The sequence below is a fragment of the Burkholderia sp. SIMBA_051 genome, assembly GCF_046534915.1.
Classification (GTDB): Bacteria; Pseudomonadota; Gammaproteobacteria; order Burkholderiales; family Burkholderiaceae; genus Burkholderia; species Burkholderia ambifaria.
In genome coordinates, this window is record NZ_JAWRXS010000004.1 from 152409 (window position 1) to 174388 (window position 21980).

Consider the following 21980-nt stretch of genomic DNA (forward strand, 5'->3'; position numbering starts at 1 on the left):
TGCTCACACGATGAATACGACCACCCTGACCTCGCAGGACGCCGCGCTCCCCAGCGCCGCGAAGATCCGGCGCATCATCTTCGCCGCGTCGATCGGCAATGCGCTCGAATGGTTCGACCTGATCGTCTACGGCTTTTTCGCGGTGACGATCGCCAAGCTGTTCTTCCCCGCGACCAGCGAGGCGACGTCGCTGCTGCTCACGCTCGGCACGTTCGGGCTGTCCTACCTGATCCGGCCGATCGGCGGCTTCGTGCTCGGCGCCTACGCCGACCGCGCGGGCCGCAAGGCGTCGCTGCTGCTGTCGATCGCGATGATGATGGTCGGCACGCTGTTGATCGCGTTGATGCCGACCTACGCATCGATCGGCGTCCTCGCACCGCTCGGGATCATGCTGTCGCGGCTGATGCAGGGCTTTTCGGCCGGCGGCGAATTCGCGAGCTCGACCGCGTTCCTCGTCGAACATGCGCCGCAGCGGCGCGGCTTCATGTCGAGCTGGCAGTTCGCGAGCCAGGGGCTCGCGACGCTGCTCGCGTCGGGCTTCGGCGCGCTGCTGACGTCGACGCTGAGCACCGCGCAACTCGAAAGCTGGGGCTGGCGCGTGCCATTTCTGTTCGGGCTCGCGATCGGTCCGATCGGCCTCTATATCCGCCGCTACGTCGACGAAGGGGTCGAGTTCAAGACGCAGGCGCGCTCCGAAGCGCCCGTGCGCGAGTTGTTCGCGGACCAGAAGATGCGCGTGCTGCTGTCGATCGGCGTGCTCGTGATCTCGACCGCGATCAACTACATGGTGCTGTACATGCCGACGTATGCGATCAAGCAGCTCGGGCTGCCGGCCTCGACGGGCTTCGCGGCGACGCTCGCGACCGGCTTCGTGCTGACGCTCGTCACGCCGCTCGTCGGCCACCTGTCCGATCGCACCGGCCGGATCCGCGTGATGGCCGCGGCCGCCGTGCTGATGCTCGCGACCGTCTGGCCGACGTTCGTGTGGCTCACCCATCACGCGTCGTTCTCGACGATGCTCGCCGCGCTGATCTGGATCGGCCTGCTGAAGGCAACGTACTGCGGCGCGCTGCCGGCGCTGATGGCCGAGCTGTTCCCGGCGCAGACCCGCGCGACCGGTCTGGCGGTCAGCTACAACACGGGCGTCACGCTGTTCGGCGGCTTCGCGCCGTTCATGATCACGTGGCTGATCAGCGCGACCGGCAACCGGCTGTCGCCTGCACTGTATCTGATGGGTTGTGCGGTGTTGAGTCTCGTCGCCTTGTTGGTCGCGCGCACGCGGCTCGGGATGCGCTGACCTCGCGCAAAGGAAACGACCGCGCAACGATGCGCGTCGGACGCGGCCCATCGCGGCAACCTGCCGCGCGGGCCGCTCGCCGTTTACGGCGCCGGGTTCGGCTGCAGTTCGTGCAGCGCGTCGATCTCGGCCAGGATCTCGTCGGACAGCTTCACGTCGATGCTGCCGATGTTCTCCTTCAACTGGTCGAGCGACGTCGCGCCGACCAGGTTGCTGCGGACGAACGGCCGGCTGTTGACGAACGCGAGCGCGAGCTGCGCGGGCGACAGCCCGTGGCGCTTCGCGAGCGCGACATAGCGCGACGTCGCTTCGACCGCATGAGGCTTGCTGTAGCGCTGGAAGCGCTCGAACAGCGTGATGCGCGCGCCGGCCGGACGCGCGCCGTTCTCGTACTTGCCGGACAGCCAGCCGAATGCGAGCGGCGAATAGGCGAGCAGGCCGACGCCATCGCGATGCGTGAACTCGGACAGGCCGTTCTCGAACGTGCGGTTCAGCAGGCTGTACGGGTTCTGGATGCTCGCGATGCGCGGCAGCCCGAGCTTCTCGGCCGCGCGCAGGAATTGCGCGACGCCCCACGGCGTTTCGTTCGACACGCCGATCGCGCGGACCTTGCCGGCCTTCACGAATTCCGCGAGCACGCCCAGCGTTTCCTCGATCGGCACCGTATACGCATCGTCGACCCACGGATACGCGGGGCGGCCGAACGTCGTCGTGCTGCGATCGGGCCAGTGCAGCTGGTACAGGTCGACATAGTCGGTCTGCAGGCGCTTGAGGCTGCCGTCGAGCGCCTCGGTCAGGTTCTTGCGGTCGAACTGGTTACCTTCGCCGCGAATGTGGCGCGGATTGTGCGGCTGCCGCGCCGGGCCCGCGATCTTCGTCGCGAGCACGATCCGGTCGCGTTGCGCACGATGCTGCGCGAGCCACGTGCCGATGTATTGCTCCGTGCGGCCCTGGGTGTCAGGCTTCGGCGGCACCGGGTACATCTCCGCGGCGTCGATCAGCGTGACGCCCTGCCCGAGCGCGTAATCGATCTGCTCGTGGGCGTCGCGCTCCGAATTCTGCTCGCCCCACGTCATCGTGCCAAGACCAATCAGGCTGACCTCGATGCCCGAATCGCCGAGTGTGCGGTATTCCATGCTGTTCCTGTCACGTCAGTGGAAAGCAGAAACGCTATCACATTGAACCGAACGCTTCAGATGGCCGAGCCGCATGCTTACAGGCCGCCTTCGGCGTGTGCGCGGGACTTGGTCATGCGGATGACGGCCGCCTCCGCGTGTGCGTGTGCGTCGTTTGGATGACGTCCGGCGGCCGCCGGGCCGCCGCGACGACGCCGCCCGCTGCGTCACTGCGGCCGCTGAATGAAGCAGGTCGCCGATGCGTGCGCGACGATCTTGTCGTCCGGTGTCTTCAGCGTGCCTTCCGCGACGCCGAGCGAACGCGACAGGTGAATCACGCGCCCTTCGGCGATCAGGTCGACGTCGCGCGGCACGGGACGCAGCATCTTCACATGCAGATCGACCGTGCCGTAGCCGACGCCCGCGTCGAGCATCGAATGCACCGCGCAGCCCGTGACCGAGTCGAGCACCGTCGCGGCGAACCCGCCATGCACGCCGCCGAGCGGATTCAGGTGCCGGCCGTCCGCCCGCGCCGAAAACTTCACGTAGCCGAACTCGACGCCCAGCGGACGCATCGGGATCGTTTCGGAAATCGACGCAAGCGGCACGTCTCCGGCGGCGGCCGCACGCAGCAGATCGAGACCGGACAGGGAAAGCGGATTCATCGGGTTGTCTCCGGGTTGATGGCGCGTCGCCGCGCGAGTAAGTTCTAAATTGGAACTCATTATTGACAACTGCTCCGGGCTTGTCAACGCAGCCGATGGCCGTTGCAGTCGAAGGTAAGTTCTATAATCGAACCCGCTTCTTTGATGAACCGCCGCGCGAGACTCGACGATGAAATGGGATGACATCGGTACGCTGAACTGTTCGGTCGCGCGCACGCTCGCCGTGCTCGGCGATCGCTGGACCATGCTGATCCTGCGCAACGCCTTTCTCGGCTGCCGCCGCTTCGATGCGTTCCAGACGCAATTGGGCCTCACGCGCCACGTGCTGGCCGAGCGGCTCGCGCGCCTCGTCGACGAAGGCGTGCTGGTCAAGCGCGCGTATCAGGAACGGCCGCCGCGCTTCGAATACCGGTTGACCGAAAAAGGCCTCGATCTCTATCCCGCCCTGCTCGCGCTGATGACATGGGGCGACCGCTGGAAGGATGACGGCCAGGGACCGCCCTTGCAATTGCGCCATCGCAACTGTGGTCAGCTGATGCATGCAGTCGCGGTGTGCTCGGCATGTGGCGAGCCGCTCGACGCGCACGACGTGCAGCCGGAGCCCGGGCCGGGGTGGGTCGCGCCTGAGGCGGCGGGGCCGGTCGAGTCGTGATGCCGTGGTGCCGTGACGCCTGACGCACCGCGCGTGCCACGCGCATCGCAGCGCTGCCTCATGCGCATGCGAGTTGCATCCGTTTCAGCCTGCCGAGCATTCGCGTTGCCGCCCACGATGGGCTCCCCCCATCTCCTCAATCACACAGCGCATTGAATTTGCACCAGCGCGTACGCGCATTTCTTTTTGCGCGGCCTTGTCGTTCCACCTGTGCATGCACGCGCTGATCAATCGACCTCCATCAACCGGCGCGACCATCCGGCCGCTGCGGAAACCCCGCGGCATGATGAGCATCGCCCCATCAATCGTTGCAGTCGATCACGCCATCGCTCCATTCGCATTCGGGCGTGGCCGCGCCGCCGTGTCTGCGTTACACTCACGGCCCGCTGTCTCAAAATCATTCGCTGTCCAAGATGTTGTCGCGCAAACGCCTCGCCGCCACCTGCCTCGCCGCTTCCCTGCTTGCCACGCCCTTCGCCGCCTTCGGCAAGACGCACAATGAATCGCTGCTGCAGCAGGCAATCGACTTCATCACGCAGCTGCTGCCGACGCCGACCCATGAAGCGCCCGCCACGCAGGCCGTCGAATCGGCGTTCTCGCCCGACGGCGGCGCCGAGGCGCTCGTGCTGAAGGCGATCGGCGCCGCCCGCACCTCGATTCGCGTGGCCGCCTACTCGTTCACGTCGCCACCCGTCACGCGCGCGCTGCTCGCCGCGAAGCGGCGCGGCGTGAATGTCGCGGTCGTCGTGGACGACAAGGGCAATCGCGCCAAGAGCAGCAAGCAGGCGCTCAACCTGCTCGTCAACGCGGGTATTCCGACGCGCACGATCGACGCCTATGCCATCCATCACGACAAGTACCTCGTGATCGATGCCGAACATGTCGAGACCGGCTCGTTCAACTACAGCGCTTCGGCAGCCAGCCGCAATTCCGAAAACGTCGTCGTGGTCTGGAACAATCCGCAACTCGCGTCGCGCTACCTCGCGCATTGGCAAAGCCGCTTCGACCAAGGCGCGCCGTACCACTCGTCGTACTGACGCATCGCACAAACGCAATCGCCATTCGCATGCGACGCGGCCGACGCGCGTCGTTGCATGCATTCGGTTCGTGATGTCGTCAATGATCGCTGCGCACGACGCGCCGATCAACCTGGCCGAATGGCCAGCACACGCAGCGTGACCGCACCGCTAGCAGCGGCATCGATGAAATCAGTGAATGTTGGGCGATCGCTCCGCGACTTGCGCGGTCGCGACACACCGGCTCGCCCGCGCATGCGCGTCGCTTGACGAAAACTTCGGCAGATCGCGATTGCCGCCCGGCAGCGCGCGCAGTACGCAGTCCGAGCTGAAGGTCAGCGTGTTCTGCACCATCGGATAAATCAGGTACAGCGCCAGCGCGAGATAACCCGCGTACAGAATTCGGACCATGGTGCGATAGATGAACGATTGACTCGTCCTATTTACGGCATCGCACCGGGCAGCTTGAGGCACCGGACACAAATTCATCTCGTGCATGCGTGAAGCGTCTGCATCGCTCTGTGCGCATGCGCTGCTCGCGAACGACAAGACGGTGATCCAGGACGCGCGCAACGACGATCGCTTCCACGACAACCCGCGCGTCACGGGCCCGCCGGGCATCCGCTTCCACGCAGGCAGGCCGCTCGCTGCGCCCAACGGCCTAACCGCCAGCACTCGCGACCGCGCGAACTCTGCGCCGGCGCACTCACCCGGCTCGCCAGCGACCATTCATCGTGCTGTTGAGCGCCGACGAGCCGGCCGACGTCGGCGAGCCGATCTCGCGCCCGTCACGTCGGCGCTCGCGCAGCACAACGCGGCCGACGCACGCGGCACTGCAATCCGGTTCAGTGTCGGTCACGCCGCCTACGAACCTGCGCGGCATCATCCGATCGCCGCCCTGCTCGCCTCAGCCGATCGTCACAGGTACGAGGACAAGCGCGGCAAGGCCGCCGTGCGTGACTGCAAACGCACCGCGCGCCGATACGCGACGACCCGCGCCACCGCAACCGCAGGCGTAACCGCAACCGCAGCCGCGAGCCGCGCTCAGCCCGCCGCCGCTTCGCTCAGCTCCCACACGGCGGCGCGCTCGCCATCGCTTCCGCGATTTGCTCGGGCGTCAGATCGCGCTGATGGGTCGCGATCGACCAGCGATGGCCGAACGGATCCTCCACTTGCCCATAGCGATCGCCCCAGAACATGTCGGCGGCCGGCATCTTGACCGTTGCGCCGGCCTCGACGGCCTGCGCGATCGCAGCGTCAGTGTCCGGCACGTACAAGTGGAGGCAGACCGACGTGCCTTTCAGCGCCTTCGGACCGAGTGCGCCATGCTCCGGCATTTCATCCACGAGCATCAGCGTCGAATCGCCGATTGCGAGGCACGCGTGCGCGAGCCGGCCGTCCGGGGTCGGCAGGCGAAACCGTTCGGTCGCGTTGAACGCACGCTTGTAGAAATCGATGGCTGCGGCTGCGCCGGCGCAGATCAGATGCGGCGTCAGCGTGCGCATTCCTTCCGGGATCGGGTTGACGGACGTGGCCATGGGTGTCGCTCCTTCAGTCGGTTGTCGTATCGGAAATCGGGACGCACGCACGATGCGCACGCCTCCAACGCTACGACGGACGGGCTTGACGGAAATCGACACGCATGCCGGAATTTTTTTAGCGCTCGCGACTGGCCGGCCAGATCACGCACGACGCACGGAATCAGTCCGTTCGGCCGACAGGATCATCCGGCATGCCGAACTGCCGGCGGCACGCTTCGAGCAACGCGGCAACGGCGTCGAGCGGAAGGTCGGCAAACCGGTTGATCGGGAGCATCACGCCGCCGGGCACCCTGGTGCGCGGCGAGTGCGCCGAGAACTGGTAGCCGATGTACCGGTTGCCTGCGACGCTGATCATCCCGAACTCGGTCACGTCGCGCCACCGCGTCACCGGCTTTTCACGCACGGAACCGACCAGCCTGAAGCCGGTTTCGTCGATATGCAGCGCCATCTTGCGGCGCGACACGAAGAAGAAGGCGCCGCTCGCGAGGGCCAGCACCACGGCCAGTGCCCCAACCGGCCAGAGCGTCCGGTCGGCCGCGTACCCGCATACGGCCAACCCGGCCAGCACCGCGCTGACGATCGCCTTTCTCCTGAAACTGCGGCCGTCGACCGGCAGGACCAGCGGCAACGCGCCGATGACGGTTCCCGCAACCGGATCGACATGCCAGCCGGAATCGTCCGTTTCGCTTGCGTCGCTCACCGTTTCGGCCGCTCCCGTCAATTGCACACGTTGCCCGTGCCGTTCGACGTGCATTGACCGACCGCCCAGTGACTCTGCGCGGCGAGGTGCGGCGCAACACCGATTCCGCGAATCGGCGCCGCCGGCGACAACGCCGGAACCGGGGCCGATGCGGTCTCGGGCGACGGCTGCATGGATTCGGTCTGACAGGCCGCGAGCATCAGACAGAATGCGGCTCCCAACGGGGCAATGGCGTATGTGGACATGGCTTCGTGCGCGGTAGCGTGATTCATGTGTGGGCGGCTCGCGGAAACACGGGCCGATCGCCTTTCAGATCTGCGGAAGATCACGCAACGTACGCGACTCGTTCGTCGCATCGATGTCGAGCTCGATCCCTGCCGACGCGTCGCGATACAGCACGCGCTTCAGTTTCGGCCCCACCGCCGTTCCGTCCACTTCGTCAAACACGGCATGAACGTCGTTGCCCGCCGCGAGCGCGCGTGCCACTTCCTCCACCGACGCCTCGCTCGGCGTCGCCGCCCACGACCGATCCGTCGGATTCACGGCCGCCCAGCGCACATGCGTCACGCGCGCACTGAGCACGTCGATTCGGACACCATTCACAGCGAACATCGACATCGGGATCTCCTTCGAAACGGGTGCGGCCGGGCGAACGCCTGACGACGGAAGCCGACGATTACACGATAGCAGGCGAATGCGACTGCCACCGGACCCGCCGGGCCAGCCGGACCGGCAATCATTGGCGCAGCATCGGCCAGCGCTGATTTTCGATGATACATTGGGACGCTTTGCAACCGTCAACAGACAATCGTGTACGGGAGAAACACATGAACGACGCCTGGGGAACCTTCCCTGCCAGAATGGGCGACCATCAGGCTTTCATCAGCTTCAATCAGAGCTTTGCGGAAATCGCCGAAAGCGATCCGCGCACGTCGCTGCTCAGCGTACGCGTCACGCTGGCACATCCGACGCCCGAAGGCCTGCCGAGCGGCGACGAGTTCGCCGAACTGACGAAGATCGAGGACCTGCTGGACGCCGCCGTGACCGCGAAAAACGGCGTGCAGGTCGGCCGCGTCACGGTCGACGGCAACCAGGATTTCCTGTTCTACGTGCCGTTCGACGAAGAAACCGCGAGCGGGATCGTCGACTCGCTGGCCGAACAGACGACCTACGCACTTCAGTACGCATACCAGGACGATCCGGACAAGGAAACGTACTGGCGCACGCTCTACCCGACCGACGACGACTGGCAACTGATGCGCGACATGCGCGTGCTCGACGCGCTGCGGCAGAAAGGCGACGTGAGCGACATGAGCCGGCGCGTGATGCACTGGGCCTACTTCCCGGAGCCGAGCGACGCGCACCAGTTCGCCGACTGGGCCGAGTCGAAAGGCTATCTGGTCGAATCGGTCGCACCGACCGAGGACGGCAAATCGGCCGTGCGGTTTGCGCACGAAGGCACGATGGTGCTGGCCGACATCACACACCATACGCTCGAGATCAATCGCGAAGTACGCGCGCTCGGCGGCGAATACGACGGCTGGGAAACCAGCGTCGAGCAGGCGGGCTGATCCGGCCGACACGCGCGTTGCGCGCGACCGGGCCTTGACGGTTTCGGGACAAAAAGCATCCCGGCAGCGCGAATGCGCGCCGCCGGGACCAAGGCATCACCGGCCGTAACCGGCGATGGGCCCGAGCGGCCGCTCAGGCACGAGGAAAGCGATTCATGCGGATCAGGCGAACGGATGCCGGGGGCGCAAAACGCCGCGTGCCGAACGCCTGTCCGGTTTCGCCGACGCGGCTTGCATGCGCCGGGCGGGCAAAAAGCCCCGCTCCTGCGCGAGCGAGCGGGGAAACGGTTGACCGGGCCGGGGTAGAACGGTCAACCGGTCAAATTGTGATCGTGGGCCATGCGACCGTCTGTGCGGCAACTCACCCTTTCAACCGGAAAGCCCTCCTGCCACGCACACTGGCGTGCCGGGCAGCGACGATCGCGCCGGCAGTCAGCAGCGTTCCTGTGTTCATGATTCGCGTGCGGATTTTTGATTTATGCGGGCGATTTCTTATATCGCACTGCAGCCTCTGGCATGTCGCCTACATAGCTAAAACCGCATGATTCCGTTTTTGCTTGAATCAGCGATTTGTCTTTTCGGATTTTCGTGAAATCATGTTTCGCGATTGGTATCTGCCGGCTCCGCCGCCAGGAGCGCGCTGCCACCCTCCGGCCACGAAAATCGCTTCGCCACCCAAGGAAACAATGACACTCGCTCGGTCACAACATGACGGCGTCGATGTCTGGATCGTCCAGCTTCCGGGACACACCGCCTATGCCTATACGCATCTCAAGCGGGTATTCGCATCCGACGACTCGCGGCATCGCGTCGTGACGGTCGACCTGACGAAGCTGCTCGCCTGCGCCGATCGCGACACGACCGACTATGTGCTGCCGGCGGTTCAGTACTGGGCGCCCGGCAAGGCCGCCGGCATCCGCGAATTCCTCGACCCGGCCGAGCGGCGGATTCCCGATATGCCCTTCATCACGTTCCGCGAGACGAGAACGCGGACGCTGCTCGGCATCCCGGGCCTGTCGAAAGTCGGCGTCGCGTCGTTCCGGAACGGTCAGCATCGCGCCCGCTATCTGGCGTATGCGGGGGCGACGCGCCTGCCTGTCGAGGTGCATGAGACGGAGGCGGATCTGCTCGTGCGGTATTGCGGCGAGTGACGCACGGGCGCTTGGTCGATTGCGGAGAGGATCGTGCAGCGGGCCGCCGTTCGATGCGATGCCGACAGGCCATCAGGCCTCGATCACGTAGGTTCGGACGGCGACTTCCGCCCCGCCGATGACGCTGGTTTCGACGCCCCCCAATCGCCAGCCGTTGTGCTCGTAGAAGCCAATCGCGCGGACGTTGCCCTCGAGCACCAACAGATGAACCTTGTCCACGCCGATATTTCGCGTCCATGCGCGAACGGCTTCGATCATGCGTTTGCCGATACCGCTTCCGTGATGTTCGGGAAGGACGTGAAGACAATCGAGCAGGACGCCGAGCGCCGGATCGACCGGTCTTTCGGCGCTCACGAAACCGATGGGCGCGCCGTCGGACTCCGCGATCAGCACGAGGCCCCATTCCGCTTCGTTGCGATCGAAATAGCGTCGCCACCGCGCCGCGTGTTCCGTCGGCGCCTCGTCGGACAGATAGGCCGCGGGCAGGATATGGCTGTATGCGTTCTGCCAGCTCAGCGTGTGCAAGCGCGCGACGTGCTCTGCATCGTGTGACGTCGCGCTGCGCAGCGTGATGGTTGGGGTTCCGGCATGCTGGAGTCTGTTCATCCCGGCCCTCCTCACAACACCAACGGATGTCTTCTGCGGTACGTTAGCCATCGAGCAATGCCCTCTTCCCTTTGTGTTTGATCACGTAGTACGTCTGCCGGACAATGTACGCGATCGGAGTGACGGCTACCGCCAGTTGATGTCGTGGCTGGTCAGCCACAGCCGGAAATTGCTGCCCACTACAGGCGCCGCCTTCGCAGTTCTCGTCGCGAGATCACTCTTCATCGATTCCCCGAAATGGAAAAACCACCCCCAATGCGGCTTGACGTAGTGTTGAGGTTATACTTTCGACCAGCTTCAGCGGTGATCCACAGACAGATTTCTTTTTGAGAGAATCTTATGGAACGCAGTGTTGGCATTGGCGGACGGCGATGGCTCGTACAAGGCAACGACAACGACAGTTATATCGCAAAGCTAACTGACCCTTTCGAACCGCAGCTGGTATCGATGCTTGCGGTGTTGTGTGACAGCGGCGCACAAGCACTCGATATAGGTGCCAATATCGGCTGCACAGCGCTCGCGCTTTCGCAGATCGTCGGTGACGGCAAAGTAGTTGCTTTCGAACCGGTGCCACGCACATTTGCGAATCTTTCCAAGAATGTTGACAACCTTTCCAATGTAGCGATACACAACTTCGCTCTCGGAAAACAGACTGGAACGCTGCCTATGCAAGGCTCCGAAGGCGATTCAGCTGGCGCGTTCGTCGCCAACCAATTTCAAATCGCCAACACGGGGTATTTCCAAGTTGATGTCCCGGTGCGCACGCTCGACGACGCATTCCCGTCGCTCGGACTTGATCGCATTGATTTTATAAAAATCGATGTGGAAGGATTCGAACTCGATGTATTCGAAGGTGGTCGCGAGACGCTGCAACGTTTCAAGCCACGTGTTGTGCTAGAAATGAATCACTTCTGCCTCAATATGTTCCGGCGCATCACCTATCCGGAATTTCGTGAGCGGCTTTTGAGCATCTTCCCGTACGTATATGCCGTTGACGGTACGCGTTATCTAGATCTGACCGCAGAGGACGACGCATACGTAGTCGGCTATGAGCACACCCTGCAGTTCCGGTTTCCGAATCTCGTCGCGGGATTCGACCGGACTGACCTTATCGCACGGCTTTCAACTCTCGATCGGGCGTCATACGTGCTCGCCGAAGCGCATCGTGTCGCAGCCGAATTCGATGCATATCGCGCGGCAGCCGAAGCGGAATCGAATCAGCTCCGATCGCAACTCGCGTCGCATGATGCAGAGCGGGATAGTCTCGAACTTCAAATTGCCATCGGTGCAAAACGCATTGATGAACTTGCGCGCGAGAAGAATGCACTCCTTGCCTCATCAAGCTGGCGTGTAACCGCGCCTCTCAGATGGCTGAAGTTGAAGACACTGGGCCAGTGACCTGCAGGTTGTCTGACTTGGCCAACGTTCGGCGCTGTATATTCCGACGCTGCTTATCAGCTCCCTTGCACTGGCATCGCTCTCATACGAGTTCATTGAGAAACGTGTGACTGCAGTGCGTTACCGGCTACGCAGCCGGACGGAAGCCACGGACGGACAACCAATCGATCGCACAGTCGGCGCCGGTAATCCAAACGTAGCACCGCCCACTGTGTCATGGAACGTCGCCCATTGGGCGTCGTTCGTTTCGACGGTGCCGAGATTCGCATAGCCATTTGAGTGCCAATCACGAACTGCGAACGCGAGTTCGTCGGCCAGACCGAAATCGGTGCCAAATTCGCGCCGCTGAACACGTTCGTCCGCATCGCCAACGTCGAATTCTTCGTGAGCAGCGCCTTTGCACCGGTCGACGGGTTATAGATTGCGTATAGCGCGACGTAGTACGACACCGGTGCGCTGCCGGTATCCATGCCGCCCGCGCCCGACGTCGCGAGATTGATCGTCTTCGAGAACTGCGTCAGCAGATACTTCCGGCCGCCGAGCGCCGTGCCCGATGGATCTCAACCGCGGCAAGCGTCGCACCGCTGGATGCCGCGGAAATGGACGTAAAGACGTTGCTCATTTCCAATCACGGCTGCTGACTGTGGCCGCACTGCCATTTTCAGGTGCGCGAGAAGGACCGCCAGCGCCTCGCAACCGGCTGGCCGCCCGAATTGGACGCGGTGTTCGAGGAGGCTCTCTCGCTGCAGCGCACCACTTGGGTTCACATATTCGGAAAAACGGCCGTCCAGGTGTAAAGCACATAGCGGGCGGAACACGAGCTGGTCGCGCTTGACGGGCTACTGCGAGAACGAAGTGAAGCCCGGCTGCGTGCCTGGTTCGCGGTTCGCGCTGCGTGACATGCGCCCTGCGGCAGTGATCGATCGCAAGGAGGAAGGCGACGATCGCATCGTTGATGCGACCGCCCACGCCGACGCACTGACGAGCGGTCCATGATCTCAGTATTACAAAACGCAGTTCAAGCAGGAACGCGCCCCCTTCCCGACCTTCACGCTAATCCGGCGGCCGCGGCGCGCGGCCTACGATCGCACCAAGATCGTGAAGCGGAACGCGCTATAAATTCCATTTCTTGGAATTAAAAACAAAAACGGCACTGTCTTGTGGGACAGTGCCGTTTCTAACAACTTGATACCGCTAGGAATTCTTTGGGGTGGCTGATGGGACTCGAACCCACGACGACAGGAATCACAATCCTGGACTCTACCAACTGAGCTACAGCCACCACTGATACTGCTTTGTTTCTTCGCTGTTTCGTTTCGTTCGTGTTCAGCAGCGAAGAACAAGATTATACGAACACTTTTCCGTCTTGCAAAGCATTTTTTTCAAAATTTTCGATCGCGTCGTTCAGATGCGTGCGCGCCTCGTCGAACACGGCCAGATCGCCGCGCGCGAGCTTCTTGTTGTCCGACAGCACGCGACGCCAGCCGCGTGCACCGCCGACACCGCGATACAGCCCGAGTGCGTGCCGGACGATCGCGCCGAGATACGTGCCGCGCTTCAGTTCCGCCGCGCAGTATTCGATCAGTTTCGCCTCGGCCTCTTCGCGCGTCGGCACCGCCGCGGTCGAGCCATAGAAGCGCGCATCGACGCCCGCGAGCACATACGGGTTGTGATAAGCCTCGCGGCCAAGCATCACGCCGTCGACATGCTCGAGATGCTGCGCGACTTCGTCGAGCGTCTTGATCCCGCCGTTGATCACGATCTCCAGCGACGGAAAATCGCGCTTCAGTTGATACGCATAGTCGTACTTGAGCGGCGGGATCTCGCGGTTCTCCTTCGGCGACAGCCCCTTCAGGATCGCATTGCGCGCGTGCACGACGAACGTCTCGCAGCCCGCTTCCGCCACCTTGCCGACGAAGTCGCGCACGAACGCATAATCCTCGACCGCGTCGACGCCAATCCGATGTTTGACCGTGACCGGCACCGAGACCGCATCGCGCATCGCCTTCACGCAGTCGGCGACGAGCTGCGGCTCGTTCATCAGGCACGCGCCGAATGCGCCACGCTGCACGCGCTCGGACGGACAGCCGCAATTCAGGTTGATCTCGTCATAGCCCCATTGCTCGCCGAGTTTCGCGGCGCGCGCGAGATCGTCCCGCTCGCTGCCGCCCAACTGCAGCGCGACCGGCGATTCGTTCGGCGTGAACGCGAGATGCCGCTGCGCATCGCCGAACAGCAACGCGCCCGTGGTGATCATTTCCGTATACAGCCACGTGTCGCGCGTCAGCGTGCGATGGAACGACCGGCAATGACGGTCGGTCCAGTCGAGCATGGGCGCCACGGAGACGCGGCGGGGAGGAAGCGAGGACGGTGCGGACATGGAATTCGGGGCAGCAAGCGGCGCGGGAACAACCCGGCATTTTACCGCAACGCGACGAGCCCAGCCCGGCTGGTCGACTAGACCGGCCCGCCCTCGCCGAGTTCGGCGTCGACGGCCCGCCGCGCCTCGTCGAGTACGCGCTCGATCACGCGCCGTTCGGTGAGCAGCATCCCGTCGACCTTCACGAGCCGCCAGTCGATCCGCACGGCCTCGCCTTGCAGCACGCGGTAGTGCGCATGCTCGCCGTCCCACACCTGCTCGGTCTTCACCTCGATCTCGTAGCCGCGGTACGGCTCGCTGAAATCGCCGAGATCGCTGCCCGTCGGTTCCATCGCTCGCTCCGTGGCGACGCAGCGCCAGTCCGCCTCGGCGGCCGGCGCCGCGCGCTCAATCGTATTCGTTAGACAAAACGGCTTTGCCGTCGGCGGTCAGATCGACGCGGTTGGCAGCCGCCTGGTAGATGAGCCCTTCGTTCAACAACGCATAGACGACATCATCGAACGCGGCGGGGACCGCCCGGGTGTCGCCGAACTGGTCGACCCACTTCAGCGCCTCGATGGCTTCGGGAGAAAGGATGGGCGTCATGCGTTGGCCTCCGGCGTCGGTGTCGTTCCATCCTAGCACTTCATCCGGACGCCGAATACGGAGGCAAACGCGCGCCGCGAAAGCCGGTGCGTCGCGCACGGTCAGACCGCCCGCGCCGCCCCGGTGCACCAACCGGCGCTCAGAGGCGCGCGATCGACACTTCGGTGGACTTCACGAGCGCGACGACTTCGGCGCCGACCTTCAGCTCGAGCTCGTCGACCGAACGCGTCGTGATCACCGACGTGACGATGCCGAACGGCGTCTCGACGTCGACCTCGGACACCACCGGCCCGCGAATGATCTCCTTCACCTTGCCCTTGAACTGGTTACGCACGTTGATTGCAGTGATGCTCATCGGGTTGATCGCTCCGAACAAAAAAGTCTGAGAACGGGCGGCCTGCGCCGCCCGGATTTAAACGGCCCAGCGAATCTGCCCGACCGGTCGTACGTAATCGACTTCGAGCGCCGCCTCCTGATCGGCGCCACCCGGCCCGCCTGCGAGCACGCGTTGCAGCACACGGTCTTCCAGCGCGGCGAACGCGGCCGATGCGCGCGCACGCGGCCGATCGAGCGGGACCTGCTGATCGAGGGCGACACGCCCCTGCTCGATCAGCAGGATGCGGTCGCCCAGCGCGACGGCTTCCTGCACGTCGTGCGTGACGAGCAGCGCGGTGAACCGATGCTCGCGCCACAGCCGCTCGATCAGCGCATGCATCTCGATCCGGGTCAGCGCGTCGAGCGCGCCGAGCGGCTCGTCGAGCAGCAGCAGTTGCGGCCGGTGCACCAGCGCGCGGGCGAGCGCGACGCGCTGCCGCTGGCCACCCGACAGCTGCGCGGGCCAGTCGTTCGCGCGCTCGAGCAGCCCGACTTCGTCGAGCACCGCGCGGGCCCGATCGCGCGCGCCGCGCCCGAGGCCCAGCATCACGTTCTGCAGCACGGTCTTCCATGGCAGCAACCGTGCATCCTGGTACATGATCCGCGTGTCGAGCGCGCCGCCGCCCTCGCCGCGCGTGACGAGCGCACCGCTGCTCGGCGTCTCGAGCCCGGCGACGAGGCGCAGCAGCGTGGATTTCCCGCAGCCGCTGCGGCCGACGATGGCGACGAAGCTGCCGCGCGCGATGCCGAGTTCGACGTTGTCGAGCACGGTACGCGTGCCGAAGCGCTTGCTGACGCCCGACAGCGTCACCGCATCGCCGGGCGCAGGGCTGCCGGGGCGCCGCCGCGCGAGCGGAACGACGGACGCACCGCCGTCCCGATCGACGATCGCCGCATCCCGTGCGTCGTCGTCCGTCACGCGCGCCTGCGCCAGTTCAGCCTCGAGGTCCGCGCCGGCGAGCGGGCCGTAGGCGGCCGCCGAAGTGGTCGCATTCATGCCTTTGCTCCTGATTGATAAGCGGGGTGCCAGCGCAGCGTCGTGCGCTCGATCCATTTCGCCAGCACGTCGGCCAGCTTGCCGAGCACTGCATACAGCAGGATGCCGACCACCACCACATCGGTTTGCAGGAATTCGCGCGCGTTCATCGTCATGTAGCCGATGCCCGACTGCGCGGAAATCGTTTCCGCGACGATCAGCATCACCCACATCAGCCCGAGCGCGAAGCGCACGCCGACGAGAATCGACGGCAATGCGCCGGGCAGGATCACGTCGCGATACAGCGCGAAGCCGCGCACGCCGTAGCTCTTCGCCATCTCGATCAGGTTGGCGTCGACCGAGCGGATCCCGTGATACGTGTTGATGTAGACGGGGAAGAAAACGCCGAGCGCGACGAGGAACAGCTTCGCCTTCTCGTCGATGCCGAACCACAGGATCACGAGCGGAATCATCGCGAGCGCGGGGATGTTGCGGATCATCTGGATCGTCGAATCGAGCGCGACCTCCGCCGCTTTCGACAGGCCGGTCGCAAGCCCCAACGCGAGGCCGACACCACCGCCGATCGCGAACCCGAACAGCGCGCGCCAGGTACTGACCTTCACATTCGCCCACATTTCGCCCGACGTCACGAGCGACCATGCGGCGCGCACGACCGCCACCGGTTCGGGCAGCACGCGGGTCGACAGCCAGCCGACGCGCGCGCCGACCTCCCACACGACCAGCAGCGCGAGCGGCACGAGCCACGGCGCGATTGCGCGCCACGCGCGGGCGGCCACGGCGGTGCCCGTCGTCGACGTTTTCGTTGTCATCGCATGCCTCCTTCGCTCAGCTCTGGCTCGCCTTGGGCAGGTAGTTGTTGCCGACGATCTCGCCGAACGGGCCCGACAGCGGACCGGACGGCCGCTTTGCGCCCTCGCCCTTGATCAGCGGGAACACGAGCTCGGCAAAACGGTACGACTCCTCGAGGTGCGGATAGCCGGACAGGATGAACGTTTCGATGCCGAGATCCGCGTATTCGCGCATGCGTTCGGCGACCTGCTCGGGATTGCCGACGAGCGCGGTACCGGCGCCACCACGGACGAGCCCGACGCCGGCCCACAGGTTCGGATACACCTCGAGCGCGTCGCGGCCGCCGCGCTTGCCGCCGTGCAGCGCGGCCATCCGGCGCTGGCCTTCCGAATCCATGTTCGCGAATGCCTTCTGCGCGCGGGCGATCGTCTCGTCGTCGAGCCGGCTGATGAGGCGCTCGGCATCGCGCCATGCTTCGTCCTCGGTCTCGCGCACGATCACGTGCATGCGGATGCCGAAGCGGATCTTGCGGCCGCGCGATTCGGCGCGCGCGCGGATGTCGGCAATCTTCTTCGCGACGGCCTCGGGCGGCTCGCCCCAGGTCAGATAGGTGTCGATGTGATCCGCGGCGATCGTGTGCGCGGCCGGCGACGACCCGCCGAACCACAACGGCGGATGCGGGCGCTGCACGGGCGGATAAAGCGCCTTGCCGCCCTTCGACTGAAGGTGCTTGCCGATATAGTCGAAGCCGCCGTTGTCGTGCGAGGCGGCGAGCAGCCCGCGCCAGATGTGCAGGAAATCGTCGGTGATTTCGTAGCGCGTGTCGTGATCGGCGAACAGTCCGTCGCCTTCGAGCTCGGCGGCGTCGCCCCCGGTCACGACGTTGATCAGCAGGCGGCCGCCAGACAGGCGATCGAACGTCGCGGCCATCCGCGCCGCCAAGCCGGGCGATGCGATGCCCGGACGCACGGCGACCAGGAACTTCAGGCGCTGCGTCGCGGGAATCAGGCTCGACGCGACGACCCACGCATCCTCGCAGGAGCGGCCGGTCGGCAGCAGCACGCCTTCATAGCCGAGCGTGTCGGCCGCGACGGCGATCTGCTTGAAGTAATCGTAATCCGCGGCGCGCGCGCCTTCGGCAGTACCGAGGTAACGGCTGTCGCCGTGCGTGGGGATAAACCAGAAAACATTCATCTGCTGCTCCTGCTTGACTGTCCTTGCCGGAATCTGGATAAAACGAGGCCCTGCTCGCGTCGCGGATGCGCGACGCATGCATGATGTGCGTTCGAATCGGGATGGCTCGCGGGTCAGGCCGTGCAGCGGGCGAGTACGCGATTGCACGGCTGTTTCTGGGAAATCAGTCTATGGATCGGTGCGGGGCTTTGGAACGATTTTTTTGAGCTTAGGTTTTCCGCTTTCGTGATTAGCACGACGCTCCAGCGAATATCGCGGCGGCCGGGCCCTATAATGGCGCACCAATCCGAACAACTTCGCGCGGACGGCCCCGGCCAGCCGCGCCTGCAATGCACTCACCGATGCAGAAAGTCATCCTGCCATTCCTGTCCGGCTTCCTGGCCGCCCTCTTCTTTCGCGAAGCGACGCTCGCGCTGCTGCACACGGCCGACCTGATCGCCGCAGCCGGGTTCTCCACGCAACCGTTCGCACCGCTCGGCATTCCTGAATTTGTCGCGAACGCGCTGATCAGCGCGTGCTGTGCGATCCCGATGGCATGGCTGCTGCGCGTGTCGCCGGAGCGCGAGGCGCCGTGGATCGGCGCGCTGGTGTTCGGCGGCATCGTGCTGACGGCCGCCCGCGTGTTCGCGATCGACCCGCTGCGCGGGATCTGGCCGTCGGGGAACATGATGCCGGTGCTCGCGTCGGGCTTCGCCGCGAACGCGGTCTGGGGCTTCGGCGCGCTCGTGTTCATGCGCGCGTTCATGTCGGACGACGCCGGCGACGACTGACGCACGTCTCGCGGCGAGGCCCCGGGCCGCCACCGCCAAGCCCGACCGCATCCGCCAATGACAAGGCCGCCTGCACCTGCAGGCGGCCTTTTTGCTTTTCACGCCGATAGCGCGCGCGTCAGTCCTTAAGCTTGCGCAGCGGATGCGCGTCGGGCGTCCACGGGCTGTCGAACATCGCGAGCACGTCGGCGCGGTCGATATCGGCGGCCGACTTGAAGCGCCAGACCGGCTGGTGGTCCTTGTCGACGATCAGCGCACGCACGCCTTCGATCACGTCGCCGTGCGCGAACGTCGAGCGCGTGAGGTCGAGATCGCGCCGCAGGCAATCGGCCATCGTCGCGCCACGCGCCCGTTCGACGACTTCGAGCGATACGGCCATCGACAGCGGCGACAACTGGCTGCGCATCGCATGGGTCGCCTTCTCGACCCATCCGTCGACGGCCGCGCAATCCTGCTCGGCGTCGAGCGACGCGAGGATCGCGCCGATATCGGGTTGCGCGAAATGCAGATCGATCCCGGCGCGCGCGTCGGCCAGCGCCGACGTGTCGGGCGTCGGCACGACCTTGTGCGCGGCAGCCGCGTCGGCCACGCACGCGACTGCCTGTGCGCCGCTGTCGATGCGCACGCTGCGCAGCGTATCGAGCAGCGCCGGCAGCGCGGCATCGGGCAGATAGACGTCGGCGAGCTGCGCATACAGTGCGCCGGCCGCGTCGAGCGACGCGCCGGTCACCGCGAGATAGCGGCCGATCGCGCCCGGCGTGCGCGCGAGGAACCAGCTCATCCCGACGTCCGGGAACAGGCCGATGCGCGTTTCGGGCATCGCCATCTTCGTCGAATCGGTGACGACGCGCAGCCCGCCCGTATGCCGCGCGGCCTGCGAAATGCCCATGCCGCCGCCCATCACGACGCCGTGCATCAGCGCGATGTACGGTTTCGGATAGGTGAAGATCGTGTGGTTGAGCGTGTATTCGTCGATGAAGAACCCGTCGATCGCCTCGCGGTCGCCGCGCTGCCACGCGTCGTGGAAAAAGCGCACGTCGCCGCCCGCGCAGAACGCGCGCGGATGCGGGCTGTGCACGACGACGGCCAGCACGTCGGCGTCGTCGCGCCACGCGTCGAGCGCCTGCTGCATCACGCGGATCATCCCGACCGACAGCGCATTCAGCGCCTTCGGCCGGTTCAGTTCGAGATAGCCGATGCGGTTCGCGACATACGTGCGCACGTCGGGCTGGGCGGCTTCGGCGGAAGCGGAATCGGAAATGGAAACGGAATCGGTCATGTGAGCCATCCGGCGTATCGCGGGCGCACGCTCAGTGCGCCTGCATCTTCGAGAACAGGTTCAGCACCACGACGCCCGCGACGATCAGGCCGAGGCCGATCACCGCCGGCACGTCCGGCACCTGACGATAGAGCAGCATCGCGACGAGCGTGATCAGCACGATGCCGGCGCCCGACCACACCGCATAGATGATGCCGACCGGCATCGTGCGCAGCGTGAGCGACAGACAATAGAACGCGATGCCGTAACCGGCCACGACGAGCGCCGACGGCCAGAAGCGCGTGAAGCCGTCCGCCGCGCGCAGCGCGGACGTGCCGACCACTTCCGCGACGATCGCGATCGCGAGCCATGCGTAACCCGGAAGCTGCATCGCTCAGCTCCTCGCAAGCGCGAGCGCGGCGTAGTCCTGCCCGAGCTCGGCACACAGCGCTTCGACGACGAACTCGTGATCCGCGCGCTGCGGCAGCCCCGACGCGGTGATCGAGCCGATCACGCCGGCCCCCGCGACGGTCAGCGGAAACGAACCGCCGTGCGGCGAATAGTCGGAGATGGGCAGCCCGTGCTTGTCCGCGAGCGACGCGCCGGCCTGCTGCATGCGCAGGCCGATCGCATACGAACTGCGACGGAAATGCGCGACAACGTTGCGCTTGCGGCGCACCCAGTCCACGTTGTCGGGCGTCGCGCCGGCGAGCGCCGCGTAGAACAGCGGCTGGCCGAACGTGACAATGTCGATCGCGATCGCGTGACCGCGCGCCGTCGCGAGCGCATGCATGCGGCTGCCGAGCGCCCACGCGCGGGCCGGGTCGAAATGGGGAAACACGAGCGCCTGTTCCTGCGCGCCGATCGATTGCAGATCGTGAGCGATGTCCATGAATCCGTCGAGGCAGTAGTAACAACAGTAGTGAGCGTTGCAACGGCACCGATGCGATCGCGCACGGCTTCGCTGCGGGAATGAACGACACGAGCAAACCGCTCGATTCTAGCGCACGCCCCCGCCGTACCGGCCCCACAAGCTGCCAACGCGCCCCGGTGGCGCGATTGTCAAAAAGTGCTTGCACGCGTTCCGGATAGCCCATATAATTCATTTCTTCGACGGACGCGGGGTGGAGCAGTCTGGCAGCTCGTCGGGCTCATAACCCGAAGGTCGTAGGTTCAAATCCTACCCCCGCAACCAACGTCCCGATTCATGCAAAAAGCCCGGCTCCGCGCCGGGCTTTTTGTTTTTCCGCGCCCGTTCCCGCGCATCGCGGTTGCGCTTCGCACGGCACGCCGCGCGCAAGCGCTCGCGTTCGAGAATGCCGCGCCCCGGTGATACACTCGCATTCACCTCGTCCCTTCCACTCGACATGAAATTCTGCTCCGTCTGCGGTCACGACGTCATCGCACGCATTCCTCCGGGCGATAACCGCGAGCGCTTCATTTGCGATCACTGCGGCACGATCCATTACCAGAATCCGCGCAACGTGGTCGGCACGGTGCCGGTCTGGGGCGATCAGGTGCTGCTCTGCCGCCGCGCGATCGAACCGCGCTACGGGTTCTGGACGCTGCCGGCGGGCTTCATGGAAATGGGCGAGACGACGGCCGAGGCCGCCGCGCGCGAAACGCTCGAGGAAGCCGGCGCGCGCGTCGAGGTGCAGAACCTGTTCACGCTGCTCAACGTGCCGCACGTGCATCAGGTCCACCTGTTCTACCTGGCGCGGCTCGTCGATCCGGCTTACGAGGCCGGCGAGGAAAGCCTCGAGGTCAAGCTGTTCGACGAAGCCGACATTCCGTGGGACGAGATCGCGTTCCCGACCGTCAGCCAGACCCTGCGCTTCTTCTTCGCCGATCGCGCCGCCGGCGACTACGGCGTGCATACCGGCGATATCTTCCGCTCGCTGCGCAACGGCTGAGCGCGCG

General features: G+C 65.1%; 28 protein-coding genes and 2 tRNA genes. 11 read left to right on the plus strand and 19 right to left on the minus strand.

The features are described from left to right. Positions 1-10 precede the first annotated feature (10 nt). Positions 11-1297 carry an MFS transporter gene (locus SB771_RS11060; protein ID WP_175660717.1) on the plus strand — a complete coding sequence of 429 codons (1287 nt, stop codon included), beginning with the start codon at positions 11-13 and terminating at the stop codon, positions 1295-1297. An 83-nt stretch (positions 1298-1380) separates the two neighbouring features. On the opposite strand, the gene SB771_RS11065 is transcribed toward SB771_RS11060, so the two are convergent. Next, complete coding sequence (locus tag SB771_RS11065; RefSeq protein ID WP_006751002.1) at positions 1381-2433, minus strand: NADP(H)-dependent aldo-keto reductase; 1053 nt, start codon at positions 2431-2433, stop codon at positions 1381-1383. Positions 2434-2639: 206 nt separating this feature from the next. Next, complete coding sequence (locus SB771_RS11070) at positions 2640-3077, minus strand: PaaI family thioesterase (protein ID WP_006751003.1); 438 nt, start codon at positions 3075-3077, stop codon at positions 2640-2642. A 169-nt stretch (positions 3078-3246) separates the two neighbouring features. Between SB771_RS11070 and SB771_RS11075 the strand changes: the two genes are divergently transcribed. Continuing rightward, a complete protein-coding gene (locus SB771_RS11075; RefSeq protein ID WP_011656778.1) occupies positions 3247-3729 on the plus strand; it encodes a winged helix-turn-helix transcriptional regulator in 483 nt (160 codons plus the stop codon). A gap of 413 nt (positions 3730-4142) precedes the next feature. Then, a complete protein-coding gene (locus tag SB771_RS11080; protein WP_011656777.1) occupies positions 4143-4766 on the plus strand; it encodes a phospholipase D family protein in 624 nt (207 codons plus the stop codon). A gap of 171 nt (positions 4767-4937) precedes the next feature. Here SB771_RS11080 and SB771_RS11085 read toward each other — a convergent pair whose 3' ends face one another. The 5 genes from SB771_RS11085 to SB771_RS11105 form a co-directional block, all read right to left on the minus strand. Continuing rightward, on the minus strand, positions 4938-5156 hold the full coding sequence (locus SB771_RS11085; protein WP_041491161.1) for a hypothetical protein: 219 nt from the start codon (positions 5154-5156) through the stop codon (positions 4938-4940). A 653-nt stretch (positions 5157-5809) separates the two neighbouring features. Next, the gene (locus SB771_RS11090; protein ID WP_105834331.1) at positions 5810-6283 is read right to left on the minus strand and encodes a VOC family protein; all 474 of its coding nucleotides are present in this window, start codon (positions 6281-6283) and stop codon (positions 5810-5812) included. Between the two features lie 163 nt (positions 6284-6446). Next, positions 6447-7040, minus strand: coding sequence for an aspartyl-tRNA synthetase (locus SB771_RS11095; protein WP_175660715.1), 594 nt, complete (start codon positions 7038-7040; stop codon positions 6447-6449). Beyond that, positions 7004-7258: a hypothetical protein gene (locus SB771_RS11100; RefSeq protein WP_175660714.1), complete on the minus strand. Its 255-nt coding sequence runs from the start codon at positions 7256-7258 to the stop codon at positions 7004-7006. Before SB771_RS11100 ends, SB771_RS11095 begins: the two co-directional genes overlap by 37 nt. A gap of 37 nt (positions 7259-7295) precedes the next feature. Then, the gene (locus tag SB771_RS11105; RefSeq protein ID WP_006751010.1) at positions 7296-7604 is read right to left on the minus strand and encodes a hypothetical protein; all 309 of its coding nucleotides are present in this window, start codon (positions 7602-7604) and stop codon (positions 7296-7298) included. Positions 7605-7813: 209 nt separating this feature from the next. On the opposite strand from SB771_RS11105, the gene SB771_RS11110 reads away from it, so the two are divergent. After that, entirely contained in the window at positions 7814-8557 is a 744-nt protein-coding gene (locus SB771_RS11110; RefSeq protein ID WP_175660713.1) for a DUF695 domain-containing protein, read from the plus strand. Positions 8558-9243: 686 nt separating this feature from the next. Then, a complete protein-coding gene (locus tag SB771_RS11115) occupies positions 9244-9708 on the plus strand; it encodes a plasmid fertility inhibition factor family protein (protein ID WP_105834327.1) in 465 nt (154 codons plus the stop codon). 72 nt (positions 9709-9780) lie between these two features. Here SB771_RS11115 and SB771_RS11120 read toward each other — a convergent pair whose 3' ends face one another. Beyond that, on the minus strand, positions 9781-10314 hold the full coding sequence (locus SB771_RS11120) for a GNAT family N-acetyltransferase (RefSeq protein ID WP_175660712.1): 534 nt from the start codon (positions 10312-10314) through the stop codon (positions 9781-9783). A gap of 339 nt (positions 10315-10653) precedes the next feature. On the opposite strand from SB771_RS11120, the gene SB771_RS11125 reads away from it, so the two are divergent. The 3 genes from SB771_RS11125 (at position 10654) to SB771_RS11135 (ending at position 12708) form a co-directional block, all read left to right on the plus strand. After that, entirely contained in the window at positions 10654-11712 is a 1059-nt protein-coding gene (locus tag SB771_RS11125) for an FkbM family methyltransferase (RefSeq protein ID WP_126227790.1), read from the plus strand. A 279-nt stretch (positions 11713-11991) separates the two neighbouring features. Beyond that, entirely contained in the window at positions 11992-12132 is a 141-nt protein-coding gene (locus tag SB771_RS11130) for a hypothetical protein (RefSeq protein WP_175770286.1), read from the plus strand. Positions 12133-12543: 411 nt separating this feature from the next. Beyond that, positions 12544-12708, plus strand: a complete 165-nt coding sequence (locus tag SB771_RS11135; protein ID WP_164714795.1) for a hypothetical protein — start codon at positions 12544-12546, stop codon at positions 12706-12708. A 210-nt stretch (positions 12709-12918) separates the two neighbouring features. On the opposite strand, the gene SB771_RS11140 is transcribed toward SB771_RS11135, so the two are convergent. From SB771_RS11140 to ssuD, 8 genes are all read right to left on the minus strand, one after another. Further along, positions 12919-12994, minus strand: a tRNA-His gene (locus SB771_RS11140). Positions 12995-13057: 63 nt separating this feature from the next. Next, positions 13058-14044 carry a tRNA dihydrouridine(20/20a) synthase DusA gene (gene dusA / locus SB771_RS11145; RefSeq protein ID WP_006758002.1) on the minus strand — a complete coding sequence of 329 codons (987 nt, stop codon included), beginning with the start codon at positions 14042-14044 and terminating at the stop codon, positions 13058-13060. Positions 14045-14169: 125 nt separating this feature from the next. Continuing rightward, positions 14170-14424 carry a hypothetical protein gene (locus tag SB771_RS11150; protein ID WP_011656765.1) on the minus strand — a complete coding sequence of 85 codons (255 nt, stop codon included), beginning with the start codon at positions 14422-14424 and terminating at the stop codon, positions 14170-14172. A 55-nt stretch (positions 14425-14479) separates the two neighbouring features. Then, positions 14480-14677, minus strand: coding sequence for a hypothetical protein (locus tag SB771_RS11155; RefSeq protein WP_011656764.1), 198 nt, complete (start codon positions 14675-14677; stop codon positions 14480-14482). 139 nt (positions 14678-14816) lie between these two features. Then, complete coding sequence (locus tag SB771_RS11160) at positions 14817-15032, minus strand: molybdopterin-binding protein (protein ID WP_006400187.1); 216 nt, start codon at positions 15030-15032, stop codon at positions 14817-14819. A 57-nt stretch (positions 15033-15089) separates the two neighbouring features. Continuing rightward, entirely contained in the window at positions 15090-16049 is a 960-nt protein-coding gene (locus SB771_RS11165; protein WP_175660711.1) for an ATP-binding cassette domain-containing protein, read from the minus strand. Continuing rightward, positions 16046-16858, minus strand: a complete 813-nt coding sequence (gene ssuC / locus SB771_RS11170) for an aliphatic sulfonate ABC transporter permease SsuC (RefSeq protein ID WP_175660710.1) — start codon at positions 16856-16858, stop codon at positions 16046-16048. Before ssuC ends, SB771_RS11165 begins: the two co-directional genes overlap by 4 nt. A gap of 16 nt (positions 16859-16874) precedes the next feature. Further along, positions 16875-18032: an FMNH2-dependent alkanesulfonate monooxygenase gene (gene ssuD, locus SB771_RS11175; RefSeq protein WP_006751021.1), complete on the minus strand. Its 1158-nt coding sequence runs from the start codon at positions 18030-18032 to the stop codon at positions 16875-16877. A gap of 341 nt (positions 18033-18373) precedes the next feature. Here ssuD and SB771_RS11180 point away from each other — a divergent pair, with 341 nt between their 5' ends. Beyond that, entirely contained in the window at positions 18374-18802 is a 429-nt protein-coding gene (locus tag SB771_RS11180; RefSeq protein WP_012363791.1) for a hypothetical protein, read from the plus strand. Positions 18803-18920: 118 nt separating this feature from the next. Here SB771_RS11180 and SB771_RS11185 read toward each other — a convergent pair whose 3' ends face one another. From SB771_RS11185 to SB771_RS11195, 3 genes are read right to left on the minus strand one after another with little or no spacing between them, the layout of a single operon-like run. Continuing rightward, positions 18921-20081, minus strand: a complete 1161-nt coding sequence (locus SB771_RS11185) for an enoyl-CoA hydratase/isomerase family protein (RefSeq protein WP_175660709.1) — start codon at positions 20079-20081, stop codon at positions 18921-18923. A gap of 31 nt (positions 20082-20112) precedes the next feature. Beyond that, positions 20113-20451 carry a DMT family transporter gene (locus SB771_RS11190; protein ID WP_011656759.1) on the minus strand — a complete coding sequence of 113 codons (339 nt, stop codon included), beginning with the start codon at positions 20449-20451 and terminating at the stop codon, positions 20113-20115. A gap of 3 nt (positions 20452-20454) precedes the next feature. Further along, positions 20455-20952, minus strand: a complete 498-nt coding sequence (locus SB771_RS11195; protein WP_175660708.1) for a heme-degrading domain-containing protein — start codon at positions 20950-20952, stop codon at positions 20455-20457. Positions 20953-21178: 226 nt separating this feature from the next. Here SB771_RS11195 and SB771_RS11200 point away from each other — a divergent pair. Next, positions 21179-21255, plus strand: a tRNA-Met gene (locus SB771_RS11200). Positions 21256-21427: 172 nt separating this feature from the next. Then, entirely contained in the window at positions 21428-21973 is a 546-nt protein-coding gene (locus SB771_RS11205) for an NUDIX hydrolase (RefSeq protein ID WP_006751026.1), read from the plus strand. Positions 21974-21980 lie beyond the last annotated feature (7 nt).

Bases quoted from the DNA above. Each gene is read 5' to 3' on its own strand.
- SB771_RS11060 (WP_175660717.1), top strand. From the start codon at position 11: ATGAATACGACCACCCTGACCTCGCAGGACGCCGCGCTCCCCAGCGCC.
- SB771_RS11085 (WP_041491161.1), bottom strand. From the start codon at position 5,156: ATGGTCCGAATTCTGTACGCGGGTTATCTCGCGCTGGCGCTGTACCTG.
- SB771_RS11065 (WP_006751002.1), bottom strand. From the start codon at position 2,433: ATGGAATACCGCACACTCGGCGATTCGGGCATCGAGGTCAGCCTGATT.
- SB771_RS11180 (WP_012363791.1), top strand. From the start codon at position 18,374: ATGCAGAAAGTCATCCTGCCATTCCTGTCCGGCTTCCTGGCCGCCCTC.
- SB771_RS11205 (WP_006751026.1), top strand. From the start codon at position 21,428: ATGAAATTCTGCTCCGTCTGCGGTCACGACGTCATCGCACGCATTCCT.
- SB771_RS11125 (WP_126227790.1), top strand. From the start codon at position 10,654: ATGGAACGCAGTGTTGGCATTGGCGGACGGCGATGGCTCGTACAAGGC.
- dusA (WP_006758002.1), bottom strand. From the start codon at position 14,044: ATGCTCGACTGGACCGACCGTCATTGCCGGTCGTTCCATCGCACGCTG.
- SB771_RS11150 (WP_011656765.1), bottom strand. From the start codon at position 14,424: ATGGAACCGACGGGCAGCGATCTCGGCGATTTCAGCGAGCCGTACCGC.
- ssuC (WP_175660710.1), bottom strand. From the start codon at position 16,858: ATGACAACGAAAACGTCGACGACGGGCACCGCCGTGGCCGCCCGCGCG.
- SB771_RS11105 (WP_006751010.1), bottom strand. From the start codon at position 7,604: ATGTCGATGTTCGCTGTGAATGGTGTCCGAATCGACGTGCTCAGTGCG.
- SB771_RS11115 (WP_105834327.1), top strand. From the start codon at position 9,244: ATGACACTCGCTCGGTCACAACATGACGGCGTCGATGTCTGGATCGTC.
- SB771_RS11165 (WP_175660711.1), bottom strand. From the start codon at position 16,049: ATGAATGCGACCACTTCGGCGGCCGCCTACGGCCCGCTCGCCGGCGCG.
- ssuD (WP_006751021.1), bottom strand. From the start codon at position 18,032: ATGAATGTTTTCTGGTTTATCCCCACGCACGGCGACAGCCGTTACCTC.
- SB771_RS11075 (WP_011656778.1), top strand. From the start codon at position 3,247: ATGAAATGGGATGACATCGGTACGCTGAACTGTTCGGTCGCGCGCACG.
- SB771_RS11120 (WP_175660712.1), bottom strand. From the start codon at position 10,314: ATGAACAGACTCCAGCATGCCGGAACCCCAACCATCACGCTGCGCAGC.
- SB771_RS11110 (WP_175660713.1), top strand. From the start codon at position 7,814: ATGAACGACGCCTGGGGAACCTTCCCTGCCAGAATGGGCGACCATCAG.
- SB771_RS11080 (WP_011656777.1), top strand. From the start codon at position 4,143: ATGTTGTCGCGCAAACGCCTCGCCGCCACCTGCCTCGCCGCTTCCCTG.
- SB771_RS11100 (WP_175660714.1), bottom strand. From the start codon at position 7,258: ATGAATCACGCTACCGCGCACGAAGCCATGTCCACATACGCCATTGCC.
- SB771_RS11155 (WP_011656764.1), bottom strand. From the start codon at position 14,677: ATGACGCCCATCCTTTCTCCCGAAGCCATCGAGGCGCTGAAGTGGGTC.
- SB771_RS11090 (WP_105834331.1), bottom strand. From the start codon at position 6,283: ATGGCCACGTCCGTCAACCCGATCCCGGAAGGAATGCGCACGCTGACG.
- SB771_RS11190 (WP_011656759.1), bottom strand. From the start codon at position 20,451: ATGCAGCTTCCGGGTTACGCATGGCTCGCGATCGCGATCGTCGCGGAA.
- SB771_RS11160 (WP_006400187.1), bottom strand. From the start codon at position 15,032: ATGAGCATCACTGCAATCAACGTGCGTAACCAGTTCAAGGGCAAGGTG.
- SB771_RS11185 (WP_175660709.1), bottom strand. From the start codon at position 20,081: ATGACCGATTCCGTTTCCATTTCCGATTCCGCTTCCGCCGAAGCCGCC.
- SB771_RS11095 (WP_175660715.1), bottom strand. From the start codon at position 7,040: ATGCACGTCGAACGGCACGGGCAACGTGTGCAATTGACGGGAGCGGCC.
- SB771_RS11195 (WP_175660708.1), bottom strand. From the start codon at position 20,952: ATGGACATCGCTCACGATCTGCAATCGATCGGCGCGCAGGAACAGGCG.
- SB771_RS11070 (WP_006751003.1), bottom strand. From the start codon at position 3,077: ATGAATCCGCTTTCCCTGTCCGGTCTCGATCTGCTGCGTGCGGCCGCC.